General features: G+C 70.4%; 14 protein-coding genes. 3 read left to right on the forward strand and 11 right to left on the reverse strand.

The genetic code is table 11. The features are described from left to right. Window positions 1-113 precede the first annotated feature (113 nt). The 6 genes from IEY73_RS06285 to IEY73_RS06310 form a co-directional block, all read right to left on the reverse strand. Window positions 114-779: a carbohydrate-binding protein gene (locus IEY73_RS06285; RefSeq protein WP_189078129.1), complete on the reverse strand. Its 666-nt coding sequence runs from the start codon at window positions 777-779 to the stop codon at window positions 114-116. Window positions 780-786: 7 nt separating this feature from the next. Beyond that, window positions 787-1,833: an ABC transporter ATP-binding protein gene (locus IEY73_RS06290; protein ID WP_189078130.1), complete on the reverse strand. Its 1,047-nt coding sequence runs from the start codon at window positions 1,831-1,833 to the stop codon at window positions 787-789. 11 nt (window positions 1,834-1,844) lie between these two features. Further along, window positions 1,845-2,933: an ABC transporter ATP-binding protein gene (locus IEY73_RS06295; protein ID WP_189078131.1), complete on the reverse strand. Its 1,089-nt coding sequence runs from the start codon at window positions 2,931-2,933 to the stop codon at window positions 1,845-1,847. A 31-nt stretch (window positions 2,934-2,964) separates the two neighbouring features. After that, entirely contained in the window at window positions 2,965-3,942 is a 978-nt protein-coding gene (locus tag IEY73_RS06300) for an ABC transporter permease (protein ID WP_189078132.1), read from the reverse strand. 122 nt (window positions 3,943-4,064) lie between these two features. Beyond that, window positions 4,065-5,807 (reverse strand): ABC transporter substrate-binding protein, encoded by a 1,743-nt coding sequence (locus tag IEY73_RS06305; protein WP_189078133.1) that lies wholly within the window; start codon window positions 5,805-5,807, stop codon window positions 4,065-4,067. 59 nt (window positions 5,808-5,866) lie between these two features. After that, window positions 5,867-6,883, reverse strand: a complete 1,017-nt coding sequence (locus IEY73_RS06310; protein WP_189078366.1) for an ABC transporter permease — start codon at window positions 6,881-6,883, stop codon at window positions 5,867-5,869. A 432-nt stretch (window positions 6,884-7,315) separates the two neighbouring features. Between IEY73_RS06310 and IEY73_RS06315 the strand changes: the two genes are divergently transcribed. Continuing rightward, complete coding sequence (locus IEY73_RS06315) at window positions 7,316-7,465, forward strand: hypothetical protein (RefSeq protein WP_189078397.1); 150 nt, start codon at window positions 7,316-7,318, stop codon at window positions 7,463-7,465. 329 nt (window positions 7,466-7,794) lie between these two features. Beyond that, the gene (locus IEY73_RS06320; protein ID WP_189078134.1) at window positions 7,795-8,979 is read left to right on the forward strand and encodes a beta-1,3-glucanase family protein; all 1,185 of its coding nucleotides are present in this window, start codon (window positions 7,795-7,797) and stop codon (window positions 8,977-8,979) included. A gap of 99 nt (window positions 8,980-9,078) precedes the next feature. Here the strand turns inward: IEY73_RS06320 and IEY73_RS06325 are convergent, their stop codons facing one another. Together IEY73_RS06325 and IEY73_RS06330 are read right to left on the reverse strand one after the other, a co-directional pair. Continuing rightward, a complete protein-coding gene (locus IEY73_RS06325; RefSeq protein WP_189078135.1) occupies window positions 9,079-9,984 on the reverse strand; it encodes a TIGR03619 family F420-dependent LLM class oxidoreductase in 906 nt (301 codons plus the stop codon). 34 nt (window positions 9,985-10,018) lie between these two features. After that, complete coding sequence (locus IEY73_RS06330; protein WP_189078136.1) at window positions 10,019-10,975, reverse strand: coiled-coil domain-containing protein; 957 nt, start codon at window positions 10,973-10,975, stop codon at window positions 10,019-10,021. Window positions 10,976-11,299: 324 nt separating this feature from the next. Between IEY73_RS06330 and IEY73_RS06335 the strand changes: the two genes are divergently transcribed. After that, window positions 11,300-13,642 carry a DUF5005 domain-containing protein gene (locus IEY73_RS06335; protein WP_189078137.1) on the forward strand — a complete coding sequence of 781 codons (2,343 nt, stop codon included), beginning with the start codon at window positions 11,300-11,302 and terminating at the stop codon, window positions 13,640-13,642. 248 nt (window positions 13,643-13,890) lie between these two features. On the opposite strand, the gene IEY73_RS06340 is transcribed toward IEY73_RS06335, so the two are convergent. The 3 genes from IEY73_RS06340 to IEY73_RS06350 all read right to left on the reverse strand — a co-directional run bounded on the left by IEY73_RS06340 (window position 13,891) and on the right by IEY73_RS06350 (window position 17,516). Beyond that, window positions 13,891-14,541 (reverse strand): SDR family oxidoreductase, encoded by a 651-nt coding sequence (locus IEY73_RS06340; RefSeq protein ID WP_189078138.1) that lies wholly within the window; start codon window positions 14,539-14,541, stop codon window positions 13,891-13,893. Window positions 14,542-14,602: 61 nt separating this feature from the next. Further along, complete coding sequence (locus IEY73_RS06345) at window positions 14,603-15,643, reverse strand: LacI family DNA-binding transcriptional regulator (RefSeq protein WP_229715617.1); 1,041 nt, start codon at window positions 15,641-15,643, stop codon at window positions 14,603-14,605. 136 nt (window positions 15,644-15,779) lie between these two features. After that, on the reverse strand, window positions 15,780-17,516 hold the full coding sequence (locus tag IEY73_RS06350) for a galactose-binding domain-containing protein (RefSeq protein ID WP_189078139.1): 1,737 nt from the start codon (window positions 17,514-17,516) through the stop codon (window positions 15,780-15,782). Window positions 17,517-17,544: the final 28 nt, after the last annotated feature.

Raw genomic sequence — 17,544 nt, forward strand, 5'->3', positions numbered from 1 at the left:
GTGGGCGCGTGGGCGCGGGGGCGCGTGGGCGCGCGGGCGGCGCGGGTCACCGGAGCGCGGGGGCGGGCGGGTGGGGCGGCGGCGGGGTGTGTGGCGGGCTTGGGGGCTGCCTGTCAGGACGCCGGTTCGCCCCGGGTGAACTGGAAGTAGTTGACGTTCACGAAGTCGTCCGGCTTGTCGTTGCCGAACGTCAAGAAGACCGTGTGCACGCCCGTCACCGCCGTCATCGGGGTCACGTCCGTGCGCCAGTTCTGCCAGCCGCCCGTGTTCGTCGTGTTCAGGGTTGCCAGCGGTGCGGCATCCAGCGCGTCCATCCGCACCTCGATCCGGCCCGGCGCCTGCGCCGCCACCGCCACCCGGGCGACGAACTGCACCGGCGGCTGATCGCCGAAGTTGATCTGGTCGTAGCGTAGCCAGTCGCCGTTGTTGATCCAACCCACGTTCTGGCCGCCGCCCGCGTCCTCGGTGTCCTGCACGTCGATGCCGTTCTTGTCGGCGAACGCCTCGGCCTGGATCGGCTGGTAGGCGTCCGTGCCCACCGGTGCCGCCGGCGGCGGGGGCGCGGACGGTGCCGCCGATGCGGACGGGGCCGCCACCGACGGCGGCGCGGACGCCGGGCCCGCCGAGACCGAGGTCTCCGGGGTCGCCGCCGCGGAGGACGGCTCGGACGCCATCCGGCCCACCACGAAGCCCGCCAACATCAACACGACCACGGCGCCGCCGATGAGCAGGCGCCGGCGCGTGGTGCGGGACCGGGATTGGTAGACCGTGGGCGGCATCAGCGCATCATGCTGCCAGACTCGTCATCGGCTCGGCGAAGTGGCAGGCGGCAACCTGGCCGGGAGCCTTCTCCTCCAGCGGCGGCGTCTTCTGTGCGCACACGTCCTGAGCCTTCCAGCATCGGGTGCGGAACCGGCAACCGGACGGCGGGTCGACCGGGCTCGGCACATCGCCCTCCAGGCGGATCCGGGACTTGGGCGGCATGCCACGGGCGACCGCGATGTCCGGCACCGCCGACAACAGCGCCTGAGTGTACGGGTGCTGCGGAGCGCCGTACAGCTCGTCCCGTGGTCCCTGCTCGACCACCCGGCCCAGATACATCACCGCGACACGGTCGCAGAAGTGCCGCACCACGCCCAGGTCGTGCGCGATGAACACGAACGCGATGCCCAGTTCCCGGCGCAGTTCTTCGAGCAGGTTCATCACCTGCGCCTGAATCGACACGTCCAGCGCGGAGACCGGCTCGTCCGCCACGATGATCTTCGGGCGGGCGGCCAGCGCGCGGGCGATGCCGATGCGCTGGCGCTGGCCGCCGGAGAACTCATGCGGATAGCGGTTGTCGTGCTCGGGGTTCAGCCCGACCATCTCCAACAGCTCCTGCACCCGGGCCGTCTCCCCACCGCGGGACACCATGCCGTGCGTGCGGAGCGCGGTGCCGACGATGGTGCCGACCGTGTGCCGAGGATTCAGCGACGAGTACGGGTCCTGGAAGATCAGTTGGATCTCCCTGCGGTACGGGCGGAGCTGCCGCTCGGACAGATGCGCGATGTCGTGCCCCTGATAGCGGATCTCGCCGTGGGTGGGCTCCAGCAGGCGGGTGATCAGCCGCGCGGTGGTCGACTTGCCGCAGCCCGACTCGCCGACCAGGCCGAGCGTCTCGCCCGCCCGCACGGTCAGGTCGACGCCGTCCACCGCCTGCACGCGCTTGTTCTTGCGCCCCAGCAGGCCGTCGCCGCGCACCTTGAAGTGCATGGCCAGGTCGTCGAGTTCGAGCAGGGGCGCGCCGTCCTTGATGGGTACGCCCGACGCGGACGTCGCGGTCGCTGTGGTCATCGTCGTCGTCCTTACGGCAGCCGGGGCGAGATGTCGGTCTGGAACACCTGGTCGGGCTCGTGCAGATGGCAGCGGGAGGTGTGTCCCGGGTCGGCGGTGCGCGCCAGCAGATCCGGCTTCAGCGTGCGGCACCGGTCCTGCGGCACCCGATCGCGGAACTCGCACCTCGGGTGGAAGGCGCAGCCGCTCGGCACGGCCAGGAGGCTGGGCGGCGTACCGGGAATGGGGTGCAGCGGCGCCGGTTCGCCGGTCAGCGCCGGCACGCTCTCCAGCAACCCCCAGCTATACGGGTGCAGCGGCGTACCCAGCACCTTCTCCACCGGGCCCTGCTCGATGGCGCTGCCCGCGTACATCACCAGGATGTCGTCCGCGATCTCCGCCACCACGCCCAGGTCATGGGTGATGAAGACGACCGCCGAACCGAAGTCGCGCTGCAGGTCGGTGATCAGGTCGAGGATCTGCGCCTGCACCGTGACGTCCAGGGCGGTGGTGGGCTCGTCGGCGATCAGCAACTTGGGGTCGTTGACCAGGGCCATCGCGATCATGGCGCGCTGGCGCATGCCGCCGGAGAATTCGTGCGGATAGTTGTCCACCCGCCGCCGCGGGTTCGGGATGCCGACCCGGTCCAGCATTTCGACCGCGCGCGCCTTCGCCGCGCGCTTGGAGACCCGGCGATGCGTCCGGTACGCCTCCATGATCTGGTCGCCCACGGTGAAGTACGGGTGCAGCGACGACTGCGGATCCTGGAAGATCATCGCCGCGTCCACCCCGCGGTAGCTCTCCAGGGCTCGTTCGCTCAGCCCGGTGATCTCCCGTCCGCCGACCTTGATCGAGCCGGAGATGCGGGCCGTCTTGGCGTCGTGCAGACCCAGCACCGCCATGCTGGACACGCTCTTGCCGGAGCCGGACTCGCCGACGATCGCCAGCGTGCGGCCCAGCGGCAGGGAATAGCTCAGGCCCTGCACCGCGCGCACCAGGCCGTCCGCGGTCGGGAACTGCACATGCAGGTCGCTGACCTCAAGGTACGGCTCCTCGTTCGCCCGCTTGGCCCGGGCGGCTCGGGCCACGGTCTGCGGCGCCCTGGTCGTCTGGTCGGTCATGCGGCAGCCTTCTTGGAGAGTCGACGGTGGTTCATCCGAGCCGGACCCGCGGGTCGAGGAACGTGTACGCGATGTCCACCAGCAGGTTCATCAGGACCAGCGCCACCGAGCCGACGAAGACGCTGCCCAGCAGGGTCGGCAGGTCGTACTGGGCGAAGGCGCGCAGGGTGAGCATCCCCAGGCCGGGCAGGCCGAAGATGCTCTCGGTGAAGATCGCGTTGGTGAGCTGGAACGCCAGGTCGATGCCGAAGATGGTGGCCACCGGGGTGAGCGCCGCGCGCAGGCCGTGGCGGTAGACGACGCGGCGGTGGGGGACCCCCTTGGAGCGGGCCGTCCGCACGAAGTCCTGGCCCAGCGACTCGATCATGGAGGCCCGGGAGTATCGGGTGTACGCCGCGGCGTTCGCCAGACCCAGGGTGAGCCATGCGGCGACCAGACCGGACGCCCACAACAGCGGATTGTCCAGGAACGAGTGGTACCCGGTCTGCGGCAGGAACGTGGCGTACAACGCGACAAGCAGCGCCAGCACGAAGTAGGGGAACGAGTTCACCACCAGCGTGGTGCCGACGGTCACCTTGTCCAGGGTGGTGCCGCGTCGCTGGGCGGCGATGGTGCCGGCCAGGATGCCCACCGACAGATACACCACGGCGCCGCCGAGGACGATCGACAGGGTCACCGGGAACGCCTGTTTGAGCAGCTTGGTGACCGGCTGGCCGAGGGTGTACGAGTAACCCATGCACGGCGCGTCGCAATGCTGCGTGACCCCGCCGCTGGTGAAGTCCCGGCCGACCACCAGACCCTTCATGTAGGAGCCGATCTGCTCCAACGGCGGCTCGTCGAGGTTGAGGCTCTGCTCGATGTCGGCCAGCCGCGTCGGCGTGCAGCGCGGACCGCAGATGACGCCGGCCGGGTCGGTCGGGGCGAGGAAGAACAGCGCGAAGCTGGCCACCAGGGTCACGATGACGACGGAGATCGCGCTCACGATGCGTTTCAGGATGTACAGCAGCACCGTTCGGCTCCTCGGTACAGACAGGGTGTGTGCGTGTGTACGTGCGACGACGGGTACGCCTGCGGTGGCCCGCCCGGCCGGATCAGGCCGGCCGAACGGACCACCGCGGGTGCGTCTGCGCGCTAGCTCTTCAGATACATGCTGGTCATCAGCGGCATGCCGACGGTCGGGTCACCGACGGTCTTGCCGATGTTGGTGCCCTGCACGTTCGCGAGCTTGTCGTAGTACCGGGGGAGGGCGATGTACATGCCCATGATCTTCTGGTCCAGCGCGGCCCACTTGCTGGTCGCCTCCTCTGCGGGGAGGTTGGCGACCGCGTCGATCTCCTTGTCCAGGGCCGGGTCGCTGAGCATGCCCCAGCTCTGACCGTCGGCGATCGAGTGGGTCTGGAACAGCACCGGAATCCACGAACCGCCGGTCGGCCAGTCCGAGCACCAGCCGGCCGGGCTCTGACCCATGTTCACCGGGGCGTCGTAGTCACCGGTCTTGGCCCGCAGGTCGGCGGTGGACACACCGATCGGCTTGACGGTGAAGCCCGCCTTGCGCAGCGCGTCCGCCCGTACCTGGCTCACCTGCTGGGTCTTCGGTTTGGTGTTGTCGAAGTACCAGCTCACTTCGAAGCCCAGCTTGCCCGCGTCCTGCAACATCTTCTTGGCGCCGGCCGGGTCGCCGTTGCCGGTGTCCGTCAGGTCGGTGATCGGCGGGTACTTCTGGTAGCCCTGCACGCTCGGCGGCATGACCGTGGTGGCCCGCTGGGCGACGTAGTCGTTGAGGCCCTCGGTCTTCCAGTTCGCGTCGTACGGCCATGCCTTGGCGATCGCCTTGCGGATCTCCAGCGGAATCTTGCGGGAGTCCATCTGCACGACGATCGTGCAGGTGCTCTCGCCCGTGACCAGTTGGTCCTGCTTGCCGTTCTGGATGGTCGGGATCACCGAGGCGTCGAGCACGTCGTAGTTGAGCGTGTTGGCGTCGTTGCCGTTGCTCTGCAGCACCGCGGCCTGGCTCTTGACCGCGTCCACACCCCACTGGAAGTTCCACGCGTCCGGGTAGTCGTGCCGCGCCGCGTCGGTGTTCGGGTCCCAGTTCGGGTTCCGCTTGAGCTTCAGCGACGTACCCGCCTGGTAGGAGTCGAACATGTACGGCCCGGTGGCCAGCGGGTGGTTCTTGTAATCCTGCTTGGTGTCCTTCGCCTTCGGGATCGGCGTGAACATCGGGAAGGTCATGAAGAACGGCAGGTCGGAGAACGGCTTCGCGAGGTGGATGATCAGAGTGTCGGTGCCCTGGGTCTGCACACCCGAGTAGGTGTCGCCGCTCTTGTAGGGGCCCTTGTACTTGTCGCCGTCTGTGAAGAACTGCGTCTGATACGCCGGGCCGTTGACGTAGATGTCGCGGGCGAACGAGCGCTTGATCGCGTACGCGAGATCCTCGACCTTGACCGGCGATCCGTCCTCGTACTTGATGCCCTGCTGCATCTTGAAGGTCCACGTCAGCTTGTCCGCCGACACGGTGCCCAGGTCGGTCAGGTCCGGCACCAGGGTGGGCTTGCCGTTGCGGATGTCGAACTGCGTCGGCGTACGGAACAGCAGCTTCCCGATCTCGTTCGCGTCGACGTAGTAGATGTCCGTCGGGTCGAAGGTGTTCGGCGTTACCTGCGCCTGGATGGTGATCGTGCCGCCCGGCTTAGCCCCGGCGACCGGCGTCGCCGGGCCCTTGGCGTTCGGGTCCAGCGCGTTCGACTGGGTCGAGATCTCCCCGGTGTCCGCGTCCGAGTTGCTGCCGTTGTTGGACGACGGGCTGCTGCAGCCGGTCACCCCCAGGGCCAGGGCGGCGGCTGCCGCGATGGCCACATTCAATCGCCGTGCCATGTCTCCTCTTCTCATCTCCGTGACGGACCGTCGTCCCCGGGGGCGGGGCGAGCGGCACGTCACCGCCGGGTGCGGGGATCGAAGGCGTCCCGGACCGAGTCGCCGAGCAGGCTCAGCGACAGCACCAGGACCGTGATCGCGCCGACGGGCAGCCACAAATACAGCGGGTCGGCCCGGTAGTAGTTCTGCGCGGAGGCGATGGTGACGCCCCATGACGGCGTCGGCTCGGTCAGGCCGACGCCGAGGAAGGTCAGCCCGGCCTCGGTCACGATGTACTGCGGGAGCGCCAGCGAGACCGAGATGACGATGGGCGCCACCAGGTTCGGCAGCAGCTCCTTGAACAGCACCCGGTGCGTCGGCACCCCCAGCACCTTCGCGGCGGCCACGAATTCGCGCTCGCGCAGCGAGAGCACCTCACCGCGGATGAGGCGGGCCAGGTTGGCCCAGCCGAAGAAGGACAGCACGATGATCAGCGAGAAGAACCGGGCTCGGGCCACGTCGTCCGGCGGCGCGCCCTCGGCCGACCCGACGAAGATGGACAGCAGCACGGCCGGAACCGCGATCGCGAACAGCAGGTACGGCAGGCTCAGCACGAAGTCGATGCACCAGGACAGCACGCGGTCGACCCAGCCGCCGGCGAACCCGGCGACCAGACCCACCACGACGCCGATGACAGTGGTCAGCGCGGTGACGGAACCGGCCACGATGAGCGACGGCCGGGCGCCGTAGACGAAGCGCGCGAACAAATCCCGGCCTAGCCGGGGCTCGATGCCCAGCCAGTGCTCGCCGTTCGGCGCGATGGTCGGGAAGCCGTAGTCGTCGAGCAGATCCTGGTGGTACGTGGTCGGATCCTGACCCTCCAACGTGGTCAGCAGCGGCGCGAAGATCGCGATCAGGATGAAGAGGCCGAAGATGGTCGCGCACACCATGGCCACCTTGTCGCGGCGCAGCCGCTCCAGCGCGATGGCGGTCGGCGACTTGCTCCGGGTACGTGCGTTCTGCCGGCCGGCCGGTGTGCGCTCGGTGGTCTCGGTGCGAGACTCCGCGCTCTCGGCCACGCCCGAGTCCTCGATCATGGGCTCCACGGGTAGTCACCTCCAACGGACACGCACCCCACAGGCGTCGTGCGTGAGAGGTATTCGGATGCTGCGAGTCGCAACGTAGCCCGGAAAACGTCCGTAGGAAATGAGTTGACGCATCGAATAAATAACACCTACCGATGTGTGTCGTATGACATGCGTCATATGCACGCGGCATTATGTCCACTTTGATGGTCTAAAGGGGATCTCCGCGACGGACCTATGTCCGAATAGCGGGATGCCTTGTGACTTCAGGGAATCGTTCCAATGCGCACAGTCGCCGCCCGGTCGGCACGGGCACGGTTTCCCGCGCGTTTCGACGGCGTGTCCACAGCCGAACGTGGCCCTCAAGGGGCATTTGTTTGGCCGAAATTTTTCAGTATTCGCTCAGCGGTCACCGTCCTCAGTGCCCAGGCGTCGGTCCGCCAGATGATCCTTTTCGGTCAGGAGCACCTGCGCCAGGCCATGGCCGCCGGCGCCTCCGGATTCGTCGTCAAGGACACCCCCGCCCGTGCGGCGTGGCGGGCTGGTGGGACTGGCGGGCTGTGGGTGTTGCCGGGTGCCGGCCGCCGCCGGTGAGGGTTATGTCCGAATAGCACCAAAGGGCAATGGCGTGGGGAACTACGGGCATTGGTCGGCGCGGTCGCCTGGGATGACGTTCCGTGTTCGCCGCGGGCCGTTGACATTTCGTGATCGTCTCGTGATCCTCCTGAGAGCGCTCTCATCGACGAGGCGGGCCGGGTATCCGGCCGTTGCGGCCGACGATGCCGCCGCCGAGTGTCGTCGTTGCGGAGCGTGACGACCAGGGCGCATCCCCCAACATCCCCTGTCCGCGCCCCCGATGCTCTGGTCGTACGACGTCGCCGCTCGGGCGACGCGGCGTCGTGGGGGCCGATTCTGGAGTGTTCATGCGTTTAAAACGGAAGGTCCTCACCGGTCTGGCCGTTGCCGCCGTCGCGGTGCCAGCGGCCGCCGCCGTCATCCCCAATGCGATGGCCGCCTCCGGACCCGACCTGCTCCCGCTGACCGTGACAAATGATTCCGGCCGGTCCGACGCCCTGCACCTGTACGTGCTCGGTGTCTCCGGCGACCAGCTCGGTTATGTGGACGAGGCCGGCGCGTTCACCCCGTGGACCGGGGGCGCCAACCCGCCGGTACCGGCCCCCGACGTCTCGATCGACGGGCCCGCGCAGGGTGCCAGCAAGACCATCTCGGTGCCCAAGGGCCTGTCCGGCCGGATGTACATGTCGTTCGGCGACAAGCTCGACTTCAAGCTCAGCCAGGACGGCCTGGTCCAGCCGGCGCCGTGGGCCGGCGGTGACGCCAACACGAACATTCTGTTCGACTGGAGCGAGTTCACCTACAACGATGCGGGCGTATGGCTGAACAGCTCGCAGGTGGACATGTTTGCGGTGCCGCACGCGGTGAGCGTCACCGGCTCCGACGGCGGCACGCTGACCACCGGCGAGCTCAAGCCGGGCGGCCGGCAGGCGGTCATCGACGGCATCGCGGCCGATCCGGCGTGGGCTGGCCTGGTGCAGCGCCGCGACGACGGCACGGTGCTGCGGGTTCTCGCCCCGGGCAAGGGCGCCGACGTGGGCAACTTCCCGAGCGACTACCTGGACGGTTTCATCGACTCGGCGTGGGCGGCGTACGCCAACGCCGACCTCACCGTGAAGCCGTTCGCCGAGCAGCCCGACACGGTCTTCACCGGCCGCACCTCGGGTGACGTGATGACCTTCACCGACGCCACCGGCGCGCAGGTGGCCACCTTCGACAAGCCGGCCACCGCCGACGTGTGGGGCTGCGACGGCGCTCTCGGCGCCCCGAACGACGCCGTGGTCGGGCCGATCGCGCGCAGCCTGTGCGCCGCCCTGCAACGCGGCACCCTGGGCAGCCAGCCGGTCGAGCCGAGCAGCGATCCGTCCACGTTCTACCAGAACGAACGGGTGAACCTGTACAACAAGCTCGTCCACGAGAACATGGTCGACGGCAAGGCGTACGCGTTCGCCTTCGACGACGTGGCCAACCAGGAGTCGCTGGTGCACAGCGGCGACCCGACGGCCATCGGCATCACCATCGGCGCGCTCTGAGTCGTCGGCTTGCTCTGAGCCGTTGGCTTGCTCTGAGCCGTCGGTGAGCGCCGAGCCATGATGGGGGCGGTCGCGGGGCCATGTCCCGCGACCGCCGCTTCAGCCCTTCGGGGCGAGCTCGGCGAGGATCTCCTCGGCCCGGTCGCGCGCCGCCAGCGGGTCCGCGTCCGGCGAGCCGACCTGGGGATCCCAGTTCAGGTCGTAGAACAACTCGGTCACCCCCGCCTCGGCGAGCCGATCGGCGCCGTCGCGGATCTGCGCCCAGCTCCCGGACAGCGGCATCGCTTCGTCGCGCCGGCCCGCCTGCACCACGCCCCGCACCACGATCCGCATCGCCGCCGGGTCGCGGCCCGCGTCCGCGGCGGCCTGCCGCACGATCTGCGCGCCGCGGGCGATGTCGGCGGCGGTGGCGCGGCTGCTGCTCACCCACCCGTCCGCCAGCCGTCCGGCGCGCCGCAGCGCCACGTCCGCGCTGCCGCCCAGCAGGATCGGCGGCCCGCCGGGCTGCACCGGCGCGGGCGCCATCACGCTCGGCGGCACGGTGTAGAACTCGCCGTCGAACGAGGCCGTTTCGCCGCTCCACAGCGTGCGCAGCACCGACAGGTACTCCTCGGTGCGCCGGCCGCGCGGCTTCGGGTCCGAGTTCGTGGCCGCGAACTCCACCTCCGACCACCCGGTGCCGAGGCCCAGGTCGGCCCGCCCGCCGGAGAGCACGTCCAGGGTGCCCGCCTGCTTGGCCAGGTACGCCGGGGACACGTACGGCAGATTGATCACCGCCACGCCGAGCCGGATCGTGGCGGTGTGCGCGGCCGCGTACGCGAGGGTGAGCAGCGGGTCGAGGACGCTGCGGTAGACCGGCGCCAGATCCTGGTCCGTGCCCACCATCAGGCGCTGGAACGACCACAGCGAGTGATATCCGAGCTGTTCGGCACGGGTGGCGACGCGGGTCACCGACGATGGTTCGGCCCACGCGCCGGAGACCGGGCACCCGAAACTGATTCTCATGACCGCACGGTACTGCCCGCAGCGGTGCGTGGCTCTAGGACGGCAGGTTGCGTTGCAGCTCGCCGATGCCGGCCGCCAGCACGGTCAGCAGCCGTCCCTCCGCGGACGCGGCGGGGGAGTGCGAACGCAGCCGGTAGATGCGCGAGGCCAGCGCCGACACGGAGGATCGCAGGTTGTCGTGGTTGAGCAGCGGGCTGTGCCGATTCGCGTGGTAGTGCTGCACGAAGGCCTCGTAGTCGACGAGGCACGCGCACGCCGCCGCCATCCGGGCGGTCGAGGAGCGCCGCGACATCAGCCGGGAGAGCTGGTTCTCGATCATCTCGCCCAGTACGCCGCTCTGGTCCCGCAGCCCCGGATCGGCGCCCGCCCGCGCGATGAGCGACACCGCCCGCCGCAGGTAGCGCTCGGCGCGTTGCAGGCTCCCGGTGTCCTCCGCCGGGGCGTGCAGACGGCGGTGCTCCGGTCCGGACGCGGTCCGGGCGGCGACCGCCTCACCTCGGCTGATGGTGCGCAGGGCGACCCGTTGCAACGCCTGGGCGTGCAGCAACGCCGCGCGGGTGCCGCGCGGATCGATGGTGTCCGCCGCGGCGAAGCATCGGGCGGCGGTCACCGGCCGTCCCTCGTCCAGCGCGCGCCGGCCGGCCGCCAGCTCTTCGCGGGTCACCCACCCGATGACCCGTTGCAGCACCTCGGGTTTCAGGCTGGTGGGGCCGTTGCCGGTGGTGCGGTCGTGCGCGTACGCGAGGCGTTCGGCCAGCTCCGCGTCGTCGATCTGATACTGCCGCAGCACACGCACGCACCGGTCGAGGAGCTCCGCGGCCTCCAGCCGTTCGCCGCGGCGCAACCGGTGCCGCGCGATCTCGACCGCGGTGCGCACCGACTCACGTCGGCGCTCGCTGAGGGACCGTTCGTCGGGGACCTGTGGCACCCCGGACGACGACGGCGCCAGCCGTGGCGCGTCCGGCTGCGGTGCGGCGGGGCCGGCCGACACGGTCCGGGAGGCGCGCGGTGTGTGCTCGCGCGAAGTCTTCCGCCGGGGAGGGTCGGCCACGCCTGCTGCCGACGGATGGGCGGCCCGGTGGTCGTGGGGGCGCGGAACGCTGGGGCGCACCCGGGTCGGCCACGGGCTGTCTCGGACCGGAGAAGCGAGAGGCACCGCGACAACGTAGCACCTAAAGTCACGTCGATGATACTGATCGTGATCATTGGCTGATTTTCGGCTCGTTAGTGTTATGACCTTGAGCGGCGGCGGTCTGCCTCACCGGAGCGTTGTCGTCGAGACGAACGGTGTGATCCGGCTGTGTATGTGAGTCAGATGCCGCGAGCCGAAGTGGTGGAGGCCGCGCGATCGGGAAACCGGGACGCGTTGGACGCCGTGGTGGCCGCCTATCTCCCGCTGGTCTACAACGTGCTGCGCCGCGCCGCGGAGCCCGACCTGGACGTGGACGACATCGTGCAGGAGACGATGATCCGGGTGATCGGAGGGCTGAGCGGCGTGCGCGACGGCGAACGACTGCGTTCATGGATGATCACCATCGCGTTGCGCCAACTGGCCGACGCCCGTCGGCGGGCCGGCCGGGAACGGATGCTGCGCGAGCCTCAGGTCCCGGACCGCCGGGACGACGCGGTGGACGTCGAGGAGGCGGTGACCACCCGGCAGCTCGTGGAGACCGAGCAGCGGGAGATGACACGGGCGGCGGCGTGGCTCGACGACGGCCATCGCGAGGTGCTCGCCCTGTGGTGGCTGGAGGTTCGCGGTGAGTTGAGCCGGGCGCAGATCGCCGACGTGCTGGACGAGTCCGCCGCGCACGTGGCGGTCCGGGTGCAGCGCATGCGCGAGCAGGTGAACGTGGCCCGCGCTGTGGTGCGGGCACTGGCCGCCGTTCCCGGGTGCCCGGACCTCGGCGAGGCGCTGGCCGGATGGGACGGCAAGCCGTCCCCGTTGTGGCGCAAGCGGATCGCGCGGCACCTGCGCGCCTGCCCAGGGTGCGCCCCGTTCGCCCCCGGCGCCCGCGGCCTGGAGCAGGTGCTCGCCGGTCTGCCCCTGCTGGTGCCGCCGCCGGACCTGGCGGCGGGCGTTGTCGCGCGATGGCACGCGGGCATGGCCGCCGGTGGCCTCGGCCAGGCGAGCGGAACCTCCGGCACGGCCGGACACGGGAGCATCGGGCACGGCCCGGCCGGGCACGGTGGCGGTGCGGCGCATGCCGGTGGGGCGGCGCATGCCGGTGGGGCCGCGCATGCCGGTGGGGCCGCGCATGCCGGTGGGGCCGCGCATGCCGGTGGGGCCGCGGGAGCCGGCAAGGGTGCGCTGCTCGGCACGCTCGGCGGCAAGATCGCCGGGGGTGTGCTCGCCGCCGTCCTGGTGACCGGCGGAGTCGCCGCCGTCGTGGCCGCCCGCCCGCACCACCAGCCGTCGCTGCACCCGGTGCTCGGCGCGCCCGCCGCCACCACGCTCGCCTCGACCGCGCCGTCCGGCACGCCGTCGCCCAGCACGAGCGCGGCGGCGCGTCCGCCGGCGTCACCGTCGTCGGCGTCACCGTCGGCCAACCCGACGCAGGCGGCCCTGGGAACCGGCACGTTTCGCGACACCGTGCCCGCCTTCCCGGCCACCGCCTCGGTCGCCGACGTCGGAGCGATCCGGCAGAACGCCCGGGTGGACGGACGCGACAACGGCCAGAGCACCCCCTACCAGGGACGTTCCGTGTGGATCTTCGACGACACCACGCTGCAAGACCCGTGGGGCTTCCTGTCCAACACCGCGGCGATCACCGCCGACCGGGACGCGTCCGACGGGATCGACCTGCGGTCGGGCAACGGCTTCACGGTGCGTAACGGGCAGACGCCGGTGGAGCTGATCCCGCGCACCGATGCCGAGCGCGCGTTCGAGAAGGCGAACTCCGGCGCGGGCTGCACCGGCCAGTACTGCGGCGCGGTCTTCGGCTTCTGGCCGGGCGCCGTGATCGCCGACGAGGCACGGCACCGGGTGCTCGTCACGTACGGGAAACTGTGCCGCGGCGGCACGGACGGCACGCCCTGCTCCGGCCCGCTCGGCAAGGGCCTGGGCACGGGCATCGCCGCGCTGGACATGACCACCCACAAGGTCACCCGGCTCACCCCGGCGAACGGCCCGTCGGTGTCCAGTGTCGAAGGCCGCGACCGGACCATGTTCGCCGCGGACGGGCAGGGCGCGTACAGCTCGGCGGCGCTCGTCGTCGGCGGCGACGCCTACCTGTACGGCGATTGCACCTACCTGGGATGCAAGCTGGCCCGGGTGCCGCTGGGTGACATCGCGGACAAGGCGGCGTGGCGGTACTACCACCACGGGGCGTGGGAACGCTCGGACGGCCACGCCGACCGCCTCATCGACGCGGGCGCCGCCGGGCAGACCGTGTTCTACGACCCGGCCATCCGGGCGTACGTCAACGTCTACATGCCGTACGGCAGCAACACGGTGCGTTACCAGGTCGGCGGCTCGCCGTTCGGTCCCTGGTCCGCCGGCCGCGACCTGATCACCACCAAGGCCGGCGCGTCGGCGAACTACGCCCTTTTCGGGCATGCCGAGTTCGCCGAGCGCGACGGCCTGGTGCAGTACCTCAGCTACTTTCGTCCGGACTCGGGGGACCAGCGTCTGATCCGCTGGGAGATGCGGACGAAGTGACGCCCTCCGCATCCTCGTCCCACGGGTCGGGCACCGGCTCGCCGGCGTAGTCCTCCGGCCGGCCGGGATCGTGCGGTCCGGCGTACTTCTCACCTGCGGCGCGGTCCTCCGCGCTCAGCGGCACTTCGTGTGGTCCGGTCATGTGGTCTGCTCCCTTGAACGAGTGCGACGGCACCGGTATCGGCGTGCGGATTTACCCCATCGGGGCGGCGGCCACACCCCTGGCGCATGACCCGGACACCGTACGGCTACCGCGTGCGCAGCCCGGCCAGCGCCTCGGTGATCGGGCTCTGCCCGGCGAACAGCTCGAAGGTGACGCCCACGGTGGACTCGGTGGCGATCACCGCGGCGAGCGTCGCCGCCACGTCGTCGCGTGGCACCGGCCCTCGCTCGCCCAGCGTCGCGGAGGCGGTGATCAGGCCGGTGCCCGGTTCGTCGGTGAGCGATCCCGGCCGCACGATCGTCCAGTCCAGGCCGCTGGCCCGGACGTAATCGTCGGCTTCGGCCTTGGCGTGCAGATACGGGCGCATCGCCTCGGGGCCGTCGTCCGGCCGGTGCGCGCCGATCGAGGAAACCATCACGTACCGGCGTACGCCGGTGGCGCGGGCCGCGTCGGCGAGCTTGACCGCGCCACCCAGATCGACCGTCTGCTTGCGCCGCGGCCCGCTGCCCGGCCCGGCACCGGCCGCGAAGACCACCGCGTCGGCGCCTTTGACGTGCGCGTCCAGTGACGGTTCGTGCTCCAGATCCGCGAGGACCGGCACCGCACCGGCGGCGGTGAGGCCGGCGGCCTGCGCCGGGTTGCGGATCAGCCCCCGGGCGGTGTGACCGTGCTCGGCCAGGATTCTCAGCAGGCGAAGTGCGACCTGACCATGGCCGCCGGCGACGAGGATGTCCATGGCCCTGTCTCTTACCCCGTTGCGGCGCCGCTCACCTGCGGCGCGCGCCACACGATGGGGGCTATGCGCTTTCCCGGACGACCAGGGTCGGCTGGAACGTCACCGACCGCGGCAGGCGGCCCGGCGAGGTGATGTGCGCCATCAGCATCTCGGCCATCTCCGCTGCCATCTCCTCCACCGGCTGGCGGACCGTGGTCAGCAGGGGCCGGCAGTCCAGCGCCGCGCTGCTGTCGTCGAAGCCGACCACCGCGACGTCCCGGGGCACACCGCGGCCCAGATCCTGCACCGCGCGCAGGGCGCCCTCGCTCATCAGGTCGCTCGCCACGAACAGGCCGTCCACGTCCGGGTGGGCGGCGAGCAACCGGCGGGCGCATTCCTCGCCGCCCGCTCGGGTGAAGTCGCCCTCCACCGCCGGCACGTCGGGGTGGCCGCGGTCGGCCAGGTAGGAGCGGAAGGCGTCCAGCCGGTCCTGCCCGGCCGGGATGTCCAGCGGCCCGCTGATGGTGGCCAGCCGCCGGCAGCCGCGGGCGAGCAGGTGCTCCGCGGCGAGCTGAGCGCCGAACCGCTGGTCCACGTCGACGAAGCTGGCCGCCAGCGGGGACGCCGGCCGGGCCGACACGACCGCCGGGATGCCCAGGTCGTGCACCAGGCGGGGGAGCGGGTCCCGTTCGTGGCTGCTGATCAGCAGCACGCCGTCGACGTGGCCCTGACGCAGGTATCGGATCACCCGATGATGGTCGGTGGAATCGGTCGGGATGATCACCAGGTGGATGTCGTGCGGGCGCAGCGCACCGGTCGCCCCGGCGGTGATCCGGCCGAAGTACGGATCGGTGAACACCCGGTTGAGAAACGAGGAGTCGTGCGGCCGGTCGGGTTCGCTGATCACCAGGGCGACCGAGTTGGAGCGCCGGGTGACCAGGCTGCGGGCCGCCACGTTGGGCACATAGCCGGTCTCCGCGATGGCGCGCTGCACGATCTCGCGGATCTTGGAGTCGACGCTCGGCACGCCGTTGATCACCCGGGAGACGGTGGCCCGTGACACGCCGGCCGCCTCCGCGACCTGATCCATCGTCGGGTTCTGTCCCCCGCCCCGGCTGCTCATGGCGTCTGTTATAGCACCGGGGAGAGCGCTTCCAGACCCGCGGCGCAGCGACGACGACCGGTGGCCGCCGGGGCCACGACAGGCCCCGGCGGCCGGCGAACTCATGTCGGTCGCGCGCCGGTGCTACCGAACCGCCTCACTGATAGACGCGCACATAGTCGACGAGCATCTGGGAGGGGAACGGGGTGCTGGCGTCGACCGGGCCGGGCCAGTCACCGCCGACTGCGAGGTTGAGGATCAGATAGAACGGGTGGTCGTAGATCCAGGCGCCGCGGGTGTTCTCCACGGTGTCCTTGCTCGCGGCGAACACCTGCTGGTTGTCCAGGAAGAACTTCATGCCCTTGCTGTCCCACTCGACGGCCCAGGTGTGGAAGTCGTTGGACAGGTCCGCGCCGTTCGGCAGCTTGTAGGACTGGCCGTACCCGCCGCCGCCGTTGTACATCGGGGCGTGCAGCGTGGAGTAGCTGGTGAAGGTGTCCTTGCCCAGCACCTCCATGATGTCGATCTCCCCGTTGTAGGGCCACGGGCGACCCTGCAGGAAGTCCGCGCCCATCATCCAGAACGCCGGCCAGAAGCCCTGGCCCTTCGGCACCTTGATGCGGGCCTCGATGCGGCCGTACTGCACGTGGAACTTGTTGCTGGTGTTCATCCGGTGCGACGTGTAGTCCCGGCCGCCGGCGCTCTCCTTGCGGGCGGTCATCACCAGGTGCCCGCTGCCGTCCATCGCCGCGTTGTTGTTGTTCGTGTAGTACTGCTGCTCACCGTTCTGGCCGGTGCCCGGATCGATGGTCCACTTGGCCGCGTCCGGCTTGCTGCCCGCGGCGCCGTTGAACTCGTCGGAGAAGACCAGCCGGGTGGCTGGGAACGTGGGGTCGGCGGGCTGCGCCGGCGGGGCCTGCGGGTTGCCGCCGGTGCCGTAGACGCTGAACTCCCATAGCGAGTACCCGTACGGGCCGCTGCGCGCGGTGCCGTACATCCGCACGTACCGGCCGGTGCCGGAGGCGTTGATGACATCCTTGAGGCCGTCGCCGTTGCTGGTGGACCAGATGGTCGACCAGTTGGCGGCGTCCGGCGAGACCTGGATCTGGTAGGCCTTGCCGTAGGCCGGATCCCACTGCAGCACCACCTGGCTGATCTGCGCGGTGGCGCCGAGGTCGACGTAGATCCATCCGGGGTCGACCCATCCGGTGTCCGGGTTGGTCGCCCAGCGGCTGGCCGGGTCGTTGTCGAAGGCCTTGTTCGCGGTGCACGGGTTGCACTGCGGGTCGTTCTGCTCGCTCGACGCGCGGGCCGGCTTGTTGTACGACAGCAGGCGGCTGCCACCCGGGCCGGTGGTCGGGGGTGTGGTGGGCGGTGTGGTGGGCGTCGAACCGCCACCGGCGAACACCTGGAACTCCCACAGCGAGTAGCCGTAGATCTCCAGCGCGCGCTGGGTCAGCACCAGCTTGACGTACCGGGCGTTGCCGGAGACCGCGATGTTCTGCTGGCCGCCGGGGCCGGTGGTGGTGCTGTAGGCGGTGGAGTAGCTGCTGCCGTTGGTGGAGAACTGGATGCTGAACGCGCGGGCGTAAGCGGCCTCCCAGTTCAGCGCCACCCGGCTGATCGACTGAGTGGAGCCGAGGTCGACCTGGATCCACTGGTTGGCCGCGAAGGCGCTGGACCAGCGGGTCCCGGTGTCGCCGTCCACGGCGGCGGCGGCCGGGGTGCCCTCCCACTCCACCGAGGAGGCGGTCACCGGCTTGCCCTGGGACACGATCACCTCGGCGGCGTCGGCCCGGGCGACCGTGGCCACCAGATAGGTGCCGAGCAGGCCGGCGATGCCCGCGGCGAGCGCGAGCCGTCGGCGGCCTCTGGCGAGGACTGCGGAACTCATGCGGGGGACTCCTCCTTGCGGGGTCAAG

It is taken from the genome of Mangrovihabitans endophyticus (genome assembly GCF_014646155.1).
Lineage (GTDB): Bacteria > Actinomycetota > Actinomycetes > Mycobacteriales > Micromonosporaceae > Actinoplanes > Actinoplanes endophyticus.